This window comes from Streptomyces diversicolor (assembly GCF_057537855.1).
Genome location: NZ_BAAJXA010000143.1, coordinates 1 through 785, shown reverse-complemented (window position 1 = coordinate 785; position 785 = coordinate 1). Strand labels below are relative to the sequence as shown.

At 66.5% G+C, this 785-nt stretch carries 1 protein-coding gene; it reads right to left on the bottom strand.

Features of this window, described 5'->3' with window-relative positions:
• The coding region (locus AC27LF_RS45545; RefSeq protein WP_479665234.1) for an alpha-amylase family glycosyl hydrolase at nucleotides 1–785 on the bottom strand (785 nt) is incomplete at both ends.

Below are 785 nucleotides of genomic sequence, written 5' to 3'. Positions count from 1 at the left end.
GGCTGGGCGAAGCGGGAGAAGTTGTGGACGCACAGGACGAGGTCGTCCTCGTGTTCGCGCAGGAAGGCGATGACGGCGGGGTTGGAGGAGGGGAGTTCGGTGTAGGTGCCGAGTCCGAAGGCGGGGTTCTGCTTGCGGATCTCGATCATGCGGCGGGTCCAGTGGAGCAGGGAGGAGGGGGAGGACATGGCGGCTTCGACGTTGGTGACCTGGTAGCCGTGGACGGGGTCCATGATGGTGGGCAGGTAGAGGCGGCCGGGGTCGCAGGAGGAGAAGCCGGCGTTGCGGTCGGGTGTCCATTGCATGGGGGTGCGCACCGCGTCGCGGTCGCCGAGCCAGATGTTGTCGCCCATGCCGATCTCGTCGCCGTAGTAGAGGATCGGGCTGCCGGGCAGGGAGAGCAGGAGGGCGGTGAAGAGTTCGATCTGGTTGCGGTCGTTGTCGAGGAGGGGGGCGAGGCGGCGGCGGATGCCGATGTTGGCGCGCATGCGGGGGTCTTTGGCGTATTCGGCCCACATGTAGTCGCGTTCCTCGTCGGTGACCATTTCGAGGGTGAGTTCGTCGTGGTTGCGCAGGAAGATGCCCCATTGGCAGTGGGCGGGGATGGCGGGGGTCTTGGCGAGGATTTCTGAGACGGGGTAGCGGGATTCGCGGCGTACGGCCATGAAGATGCGGGGCATGACGGGGAAGTGGAAGGCCATGTGGCATTCGTCGCCGCCGGTGCGGTAGTCCCCGAAGTAGTCGACGACGTCCTCCGGCCACTGGTTCGCCTCCGCCAGCAGCAC